This window comes from Rhodosalinus sp. 5P4 (genome assembly GCF_041365695.1).
Lineage (GTDB): Bacteria > Pseudomonadota > Alphaproteobacteria > Rhodobacterales > Rhodobacteraceae > Rhodosalinus.
In genome coordinates this window covers 155,781-162,904 of record NZ_JBGFSJ010000006.1, presented here as the reverse complement: position 1 = coordinate 162,904, position 7,124 = coordinate 155,781, and the positions used below count along the sequence as shown (strand labels likewise).

The 7,124-nt window shown below is 70.9% G+C and carries 6 protein-coding genes; 4 read left to right on the top strand and 2 right to left on the bottom strand.

Annotated elements, in window-relative coordinates; genetic code table 11:
- Positions 1-113 precede the first annotated feature (113 nt).
- Together AB6A69_RS13120 and AB6A69_RS13115 are read left to right on the top strand one after the other, a co-directional pair.
- Positions 114-596, top strand: coding sequence for an RNA pyrophosphohydrolase (locus AB6A69_RS13120; protein ID WP_371055251.1), 483 nt, complete (start codon positions 114-116; stop codon positions 594-596).
- Between the two features lie 58 nt (positions 597-654).
- Positions 655-3,552 (top strand): error-prone DNA polymerase, encoded by a 2,898-nt coding sequence (locus AB6A69_RS13115; RefSeq protein ID WP_371061102.1) that lies wholly within the window; start codon positions 655-657, stop codon positions 3,550-3,552.
- 21 nt (positions 3,553-3,573) lie between these two features.
- On the opposite strand, the gene AB6A69_RS13110 is transcribed toward AB6A69_RS13115, so the two are convergent.
- Positions 3,574-4,275 (bottom strand): glutathione S-transferase family protein, encoded by a 702-nt coding sequence (locus AB6A69_RS13110; RefSeq protein ID WP_371038150.1) that lies wholly within the window; start codon positions 4,273-4,275, stop codon positions 3,574-3,576.
- Between the two features lie 171 nt (positions 4,276-4,446).
- Between AB6A69_RS13110 and AB6A69_RS13105 the strand changes: the two genes are divergently transcribed.
- Both AB6A69_RS13105 and AB6A69_RS13100 read left to right on the top strand, forming a co-directional pair.
- Complete coding sequence (locus AB6A69_RS13105) at positions 4,447-5,241, top strand: mechanosensitive ion channel family protein (protein WP_371061149.1); 795 nt, start codon at positions 4,447-4,449, stop codon at positions 5,239-5,241.
- 80 nt (positions 5,242-5,321) lie between these two features.
- Entirely contained in the window at positions 5,322-5,879 is a 558-nt protein-coding gene (locus tag AB6A69_RS13100) for a thioredoxin family protein (RefSeq protein ID WP_371061101.1), read from the top strand.
- Positions 5,880-5,918: 39 nt separating this feature from the next.
- Here AB6A69_RS13100 and ald read toward each other — a convergent pair whose 3' ends face one another.
- A complete protein-coding gene (gene ald, locus AB6A69_RS13095; RefSeq protein ID WP_371061100.1) occupies positions 5,919-7,037 on the bottom strand; it encodes an alanine dehydrogenase in 1,119 nt (372 codons plus the stop codon).
- Positions 7,038-7,124: the final 87 nt, after the last annotated feature.

Genomic DNA, 7,124 nt, shown 5'->3' with positions numbered 1-7,124 from the left:
CCCCCCCCCCCCCCCCCCCCCCCCCCCCCCCCCCCCCCCCCCCCCCCCCCCCCCCCCCCCGCCCCTGGCCGGACAGGGGCCGGCCAAAGCTCTTGCCCAGAGGAGTGCGCCGGATGACGCCCGAGGAGATCGCCCGCCTGCCCTACCGTCCCTGCGTGGGCGTCATGCTCTTGAACGCGGGCGGCGACGTGTTCGTGGGCCAGCGCATCGATTCCGATGTGGCCGCCTGGCAGATGCCGCAGGGCGGGATCGACGGGGACGAGACGCCGCGCGAGGCCGCGCTGCGCGAGCTTCGCGAGGAAACGGGCATCACCGCCGACCTGGTGCGCGTCGAGGACGAGACCGAGGGCTGGGTCACCTACGACCTGCCCCACGACCTCGTGCCCCGGATCTGGAAGGGGCGCTACCGCGGGCAGAAGCAGAAATGGGTGCTGGCGCGGTTCCTGGGCACGGACGCGGACGTGGACATCGCCACGGATCACCCCGAGTTCTCGGAGTGGCGCTGGATCCCGGCGCAGGATCTTCCGGGCGTGATCGTGCCCTTCAAGCGTGTCGTCTACGAGCAGGTTCTCGACGCGTTCCGCGCGCGGCTCTGAACCGGGCGCGGCGCGGACTCCAAAAAAGAACAAAACGTGAATATAATGCCGACTCGTCATGGCCGCGGAACTCTCGATCACCTCGAACTTCACCTTCCTGACCGGCGCCTCGCATCCCGAGGAGTTCATGCGCCGCGCCGGGCTCATGGGGCTGTCCGCCATCGCGGTGGCCGACGAGAACTCGGTGGCGGGGATCGTGCGGGCCCATGCCGCGGCGCGCGAGATCGCCCGCGAGGTGGCCGAGCGCGACGCGCTCGAGGCGGCCAGGGGGCCGATCGGCCCGCCCGCGCCCGAGGGCTGCGCCCCGGGTCCGTCGGCGGCGATCCGCAACGTGCCGCGCCTCATCCCGGCCGCGCGGCTCGTGCCGGTGGACGGCCCCGAGATCACCGCGCTCGCGGCCACGCGCGAGGGCTGGGCGCGGCTCTGCCGGCTGATCTCGCGGGGGCGGCTGCGCGCGCCCAAGGGCGGCGCCGCGCTGCGCATGGACGACATCATGGAGGGGATGGAGGGGCTCGAGCTTCTGCTGCACCCGCCCGCCCGCGCGCTGGACTGGCCCGAGGACTGGCGGCGGCAGGCGGCCCGCCTCGCCCGCCGCTTCGGAGAGCGCCTGCACCTCGCCCTCGCCCCGGCCTATGACGGGCAGGACCCGGCGCGCTTCGACCTCTGGGCGGCGGAGGCCGCGCGGCTTGCCCTGCCGACCCTCGCCACCGCGCGGCCCATGATGCATCACGGCCGGCGCCGCCGGCTCGCCGACGTGCTCACCGCCATCCGCACCGGCACGCGGGTGGACGCGCTCGGCCGCGCGGCGCTCGCCAACGCCGAACAGCGGCTGCGCTCGCCGGCCGAGATGCGCCGGATCTTCCGCGGCCACGAGGCGGCGGTGGCGCGGGCGGAGGCGCTGGCGCGGCGCTGCACCTTCTCGCTCGACGCGCTCCGCTACGAATATCCTTCCGAGGTCGCCGACGGAGAGCGCCCGCGCGACCGGTTGGCCCGGCTGGCCCGGGCGGGTCTCGCCCGGCGCTATCCCGAGGGCGCGCCGGAGCGCGTGCGCGCCATGCTCGAGCATGAACTCGCGCTCATCGCCAAGCTGAACTACGAGCCCTATTTCCTGACAGTCAACGACATCGTCGCCTTCGCACGCACGCGCGGCATCCTTTGCCAGGGGCGCGGCTCGGCGGCGAATTCGGTGGTCTGCTACTGCCTCGGCGTCACCTCCGTCTCCCCCGAGATCGGCACCATGGTCTTCGAGCGCTTCGTCAGTGAGGCGCGCGACGAGCCGCCCGACATCGACGTGGATTTCGAGCACGAGCGCCGCGAGGAGGTGATCCAGTGGATCTACGAGCGCTACGGCCGCCACCGCGCGGGTCTTTGCGCGACCGTCATCCACTACCGCGGCAAGCGCGCGATCCGCGAGGTGGGCCGCGCGATGGGGCTTTCCGAGGACACGGTGGCGGCGCTCAGCTCCCAGCTCTGGGGCTTTTACGGCATGGGCGGGACGGAGGCGGAGCGGCTCTCCGAGATCGGCCTCGACCCTTCGGACAGGCGCCTGAGCCAGACGATGGAGCTGATCGACGAGATCGTGGGCTTCCCGCGCCACCTGTCGCAGCATGTCGGCGGCTTCGTCATCACCGAGGGGCGGCTCGACGAGCTCTGCCCGCTGGAGAACGCGGCGATGGAGGACCGCACCGTCATCTGCTGGGACAAGGATGACATCGACACGTTGGGCATCCTCAAGGTGGACGTGCTGTCGCTGGGGATGCTGACCTGCATCCGCAAGGCGTTCGAGCTGCTGCGCCAGCATCACGGGGCGGATTACACGCTGGCGACGCTGCCGCAGGAGGATCCGAGGGTCTACGACATGCTGTGCCGGGCCGACTCCGTCGGCGTCTTCCAGGTGGAAAGCCGCGCGCAGATGAACTTCCTGCCGCGGATGAAGCCACGCTCGTTCTACGATCTGGTGATCGAGGTGGCGATCGTGCGGCCGGGGCCGATCCAGGGCGACATGGTTCACCCCTACATCCGTCGCCGCAACGGCGAGGAGCGGGTCGAGTTCCCCTCCGACGCGCTGGGCGCGGTGCTGGCCAAGACGCTGGGCGTGCCGCTTTTCCAGGAGCAGGCGATGCAGATCGCCATCATCGGCGCCAATTTCACGCCCGATGAGGCCGACCGGCTGCGCCGCTCGCTCGCCACCTTCAAGAAGCACGGCAACATCAGCGAGTTCCGGAGCCGGTTCCTGAAGGGCATGGTGGCGAACGGCTACGACCGCGATTTCGCGGAGCGCTGCTTCTCCCAGATCGAGGGCTTCGGCTCCTACGGGTTCCCCGAAAGCCACGCGGCGAGCTTCGCGCTGCTGGTCTATGCCTCCGCCTGGCTCAAGTGCCATCACCCGGGCCTCTTCGCCTGCGCGCTTCTCAACGCGCAGCCCATGGGGTTCTACGCGCCGGCGCAGATCGTGCGCGACGCGCGCGAGCACGGGGTGGAGGTGCGCCCGGTCTGCATCAACGAGAGCTACTGGGACAACGTGATGGAGCCCGACGGCCGCGGCGGGCTGGCGCTGCGCCTGGGCTTCCGCCAGATCAGGGGGCTGAAGGAGGAGGACGCCGCCTGGATCGCGGCGGCGCGCGGCAATGGCTACCTGACGGTGGAGGACGTCTGGCGCCGCGCGGGCGTGACGCCCCCGGTGCTCGCCCGGCTGGCCGAGGCGGATGTCTTCGCCGCGCTCGGCCTCTCGCGCCGCGAGGCGTCATGGGAGGCGCGCGCGCTCCGCGCCCCCGCGCCGCTGCCGCTTTTCGAGGGCGACATGGACGGGGAAGGCATCGCCGAGCCAGCGGCGCTCCTGCCGGAGATGACGCTCGGCGAGGAGGTGGTGGAGGATTACGTGGCCATGCGCCTCAGCCTGCGCGCGCACCCGGTGGCGCTGCTGCGCGACCGGCTGACGCCGCCTGCAGCGGGATGAGAGGCCGCGGGCGCCGCCGCGTCAGCCGTTCCTCGGCGGGATGTCGAGCGCCCGCTGCACCGCGGGCCGCGCGAGGAAGCGGTCGAGATAGGCCACGGTGCGCGGATGCGCGTCCCAGCCCACGAGGTCCTTCGCGCCGTAGAAGTCGAGCGCGCGCAGCCAGGGCGCGAGCGCCATGTCGGCGATGGAATACTCCCCCGCGATCCACTCGCGCCCCTCGAGCGCGGTTTCCACCACGCCCAGAAGCCTGCGCGCCTCGTTCACGTAACGCTCGCGCGGGATCGGGTCCTTCACCTCGGCGCCCTTGAACTTCACGAAGAAGCCGAGCTGGCCGAAGAGCGGCCCCACGCCGCCCATCTGGAACATCAGCCACTGCAGCACCTCGTAGCGCCCGCGCGGATCGGCGGGCAGGAACTGCCCGGTCTTCTCGGCGAGGTAGACCAGGATGGCCCCCGACTCGAAGAGGCCCATCGGTTCCCCGCCGGGCCCGTCGGGATCGATGATGGCGGGGATCTTGTTGTTGGGGTTGAGCGAAAGGAATTCCGGGCTCTTCACGTCGGCGTCGTCGAGCGTCACGCGGTGCGCCTCGTAGGGCAGTCCCGTCTCTTCCAGCATGGCCGACACCTTGATGCCGTTCGGCGTGGGGAAGGAATAGAGTTGCAGCACGGACGGGTCCTGCGGCGGCCAACGGCGGGTGATCGGGAAATCGGCAAGCTCGGCCATCGGGTCTCCTTTCATGCTCCGGTCGCACAATAGGCGCATTACCGGCAGGTAAAACCCTTTGACTTGTGCGCGGGTGCAGGATTGCCTGCGCATGAGGGTCAACCCGCAGGCGCGGGGCGACGGCTGCGCGGCGAAAGGATGGGCGCGATGGAAGACCAGGCGAGACAGCTCATGGAAACGGCGTCGGGCTACGGCCCGATCCTGCTCAATGCGCTGAAGGCGCTCGTCGTCCTCGTCGTCGGCTGGACGATCGCCGGCATCGTCGGCGGCACCGTGCGCCGTCGGATCAACCGCACCCCGCAGATCGACAAGACGCTCGGCAACTTCGTGGCCAGCGTCGTGAAGTGGGTGCTGCTCCTCGTGGTCTTCATCGCGGTGCTGGGCATCTTCGGGATCGAGGCCACGAGCCTCGTCGCGGTGCTGGGCGCCGCGACGCTGGCGGTGGGCCTCGCGCTCCAGGGCACGCTCGCCGACCTCGCGGCGGGCTTCATGCTGATCCTGTTCCGGCCCTACAAGCTGGGCCAGTTCGTCGATATCGGCGGCACCGCGGGGACGGTCGAGAACCTCGACCTCTTCGTGACCGAACTCGTCACGCCCGACAACGTGCAGATCATCATGCCGAACGGGAAGGCGTGGGGCTCGGTCATCACCAACTACTCAGCCCATGCGACGCGCCGCCTCGATCTGGGTTTCGGCATCGACTACGGCGACGACGCGAACAAGGCGATGGGGATCATCCTGCGCATCGCCGAGGGGGATCCGCGCGTCCACGCCGACCCGGCGCCCTGGGTGCGCGTGGTCGGCCTCGGCGAAAGCTCGGTGGACCTCGGCGTGCGGCTCTGGTGCGCGGCGGAGGATTACTGGGATCTCAAGTTCGACATGCTGAAACGCGTCAAGGAAGCCTTCGACGCGGAGGGCGTCACGATCCCTTACCCGCATTCGGTCGAGATCTCGAAGCCGGCCTGAGCGGCCGGGGCCGGCGCTGCTTGAAGCGGCACCGCGCGGCGCGTTAGCCTCGGCGCGACCGACAGAAAGGAGCCCTGCCCATGCCCGCCGCCCGCCCCCCTGTCTGCGACTTCGGCTGGACGGCCCGGGAGTTCCGCCTGCCCGCGACCGACGGTCGGACCCACGCGCTCTCCGACCTCAGGGGCCGGAACGGTCTGGTGCTCGCCTTCATCTGCAATCACTGCCCCTATGTCCTCGCCGTGATCGACCGGATCGTGCGCGACGCGCGCGATCTCGCGCCGCTCGGCGTCGGCTTCGCGGCAATCTGCTCGAACGACGCCGAGAACTACCCGGCCGACAGCTTCGAGAACATGGGCGCCATGGCGAAGGAGAAGGACTTCCCCTTCCCCTACCTGCACGACGCGGACCAGTCCGTGGCGCGCGCCTATGGCGCCGCCTGCACGCCGGACTTCTTCGGCTTCGACGCGGATCTCGGCCTCCAGTATCGCGGCAGGCTCGATGCCTCGCGCGCGGAGACGGGCCCCGAGGACCTGCGCCGGGATCTCTTCGAGGCGATGAAGCAGGTGGCCGAGACGGGGAAGGGACCGGCCGAGCCGGTCCCGTCCATCGGGTGTTCGATCAAGTGGAAGGCCGCCTGAAAGGGCCGCGCGCCGCCGCGCGCCGCCGCGGCGGGCGGTTCAGCACCGCAGCACCTTCTGCGGCGAGATCACGTCGATCCCGAGCGCCTTGCCCACGGCATAGTAAGTCAGCTGCCCCGCGTGCACGTTCAGCCCGGCCAGCAGATGGGGGTCGTCGGTGCAGGCCTGCCGCCAGCCCTTGTCGGCGAGCGCCAGCATGAAGGGCATCGTGGCGTTGCCGAGCGCGATGGTCGCGGTGCGCGCCACGGCGCCCGGCATGTTGGCGACGCAGTAATGCACGATCCCGTCCACCTCGTAGATCGGGTCTTCGTGGGTGGTCGCCCGCGACGTCTCGAAACAGCCGCCCTGGTCGATGGCCACGTCCAGGAGCACGGCGCCCGGCTTCATCCGGGCAAGGTCGTCGCGGCGCACGAGCTTGGGGGCCTCCGCGCCGGGGATCAGCACCGCGCCCACCACGAGGTCGGCGCGGCCGAGCAGCTCCGCAAGCGCGCCGCTTGAGGAGTAGCGGGTGCGGAACCTGTCGCCGAACACGTCGTCGAGGTAGCGCAACCGGGGCAGGGACCGGTCGAGCACGGTGACCTCGGCCCCCATCCCGGCCGCCACGCGCGCGGCGTGGGTGCCCACGGTGCCCCCGCCGATCACCACCACCTCGGCAGGACCGACACCCGGCACGCCGCCCATCAGCGTGCCGCGCCCGCCATTGGCCTTCTGCAGGGCCCAGGCGCCCATCTGCGGGGCGAGCCTGCCCGCGACCTCGGACATGGGCGCGAGCAGCGGCAGCCCGCCCTGCGCGTCGGTGACCGTCTCGTAGGCGATGGCGGTGACGCCCGACGCGAGCAGGTCCCGCGTCTGGTCCGGGTCGGGGGCGAGGTGGAGGTAGGTGAAGAGCACCTGGCCCTCGCGCAGCATCCCGCGCTCCGCCGCCTGCGGTTCCTTGACCTTCACGATCATCTCCGCCTCGGCGAAGATCTCCTCGGCGGTCTCGGCGAGCCGCGCGCCGGCCTCGGTGTAATCCGCGTCCTCGAAGCCCGCGCCCCGGCCGGCGCCCGACTGGACGATCACCTCGTGCCCGTGCGCCACGGCTTCCTGCGCGGCGTTCGGCGTGAGGCCCACGCGGAACTCCTGCGGCTTGATCTCGGTGGGGCAGCCAATCTTCATCGCGGTCTCCTCTTCCCTGCACCGAGCATGCAGGATATCCGGTGCAAATGCGTTGAAATCTCTCGCGCCGGGAATGCAGTCTTCGGC

Coding starts and splice junctions, on each gene's coding strand:
- AB6A69_RS13120 (WP_371055251.1), top strand. CDS start 114: ATGACGCCCGAGGAGATCGCCCGCCTGCCCTACCGTCCCTGCGTGGGC.
- AB6A69_RS13115 (WP_371061102.1), top strand. CDS start 655: ATGGCCGCGGAACTCTCGATCACCTCGAACTTCACCTTCCTGACCGGC.
- AB6A69_RS13110 (WP_371038150.1), bottom strand. CDS start 4,275: ATGGCCGAGCTTGCCGATTTCCCGATCACCCGCCGTTGGCCGCCGCAG.
- AB6A69_RS13105 (WP_371061149.1), top strand. CDS start 4,447: ATGGAAACGGCGTCGGGCTACGGCCCGATCCTGCTCAATGCGCTGAAG.
- AB6A69_RS13100 (WP_371061101.1), top strand. CDS start 5,322: ATGCCCGCCGCCCGCCCCCCTGTCTGCGACTTCGGCTGGACGGCCCGG.
- ald (WP_371061100.1), bottom strand. CDS start 7,037: ATGAAGATTGGCTGCCCCACCGAGATCAAGCCGCAGGAGTTCCGCGTG.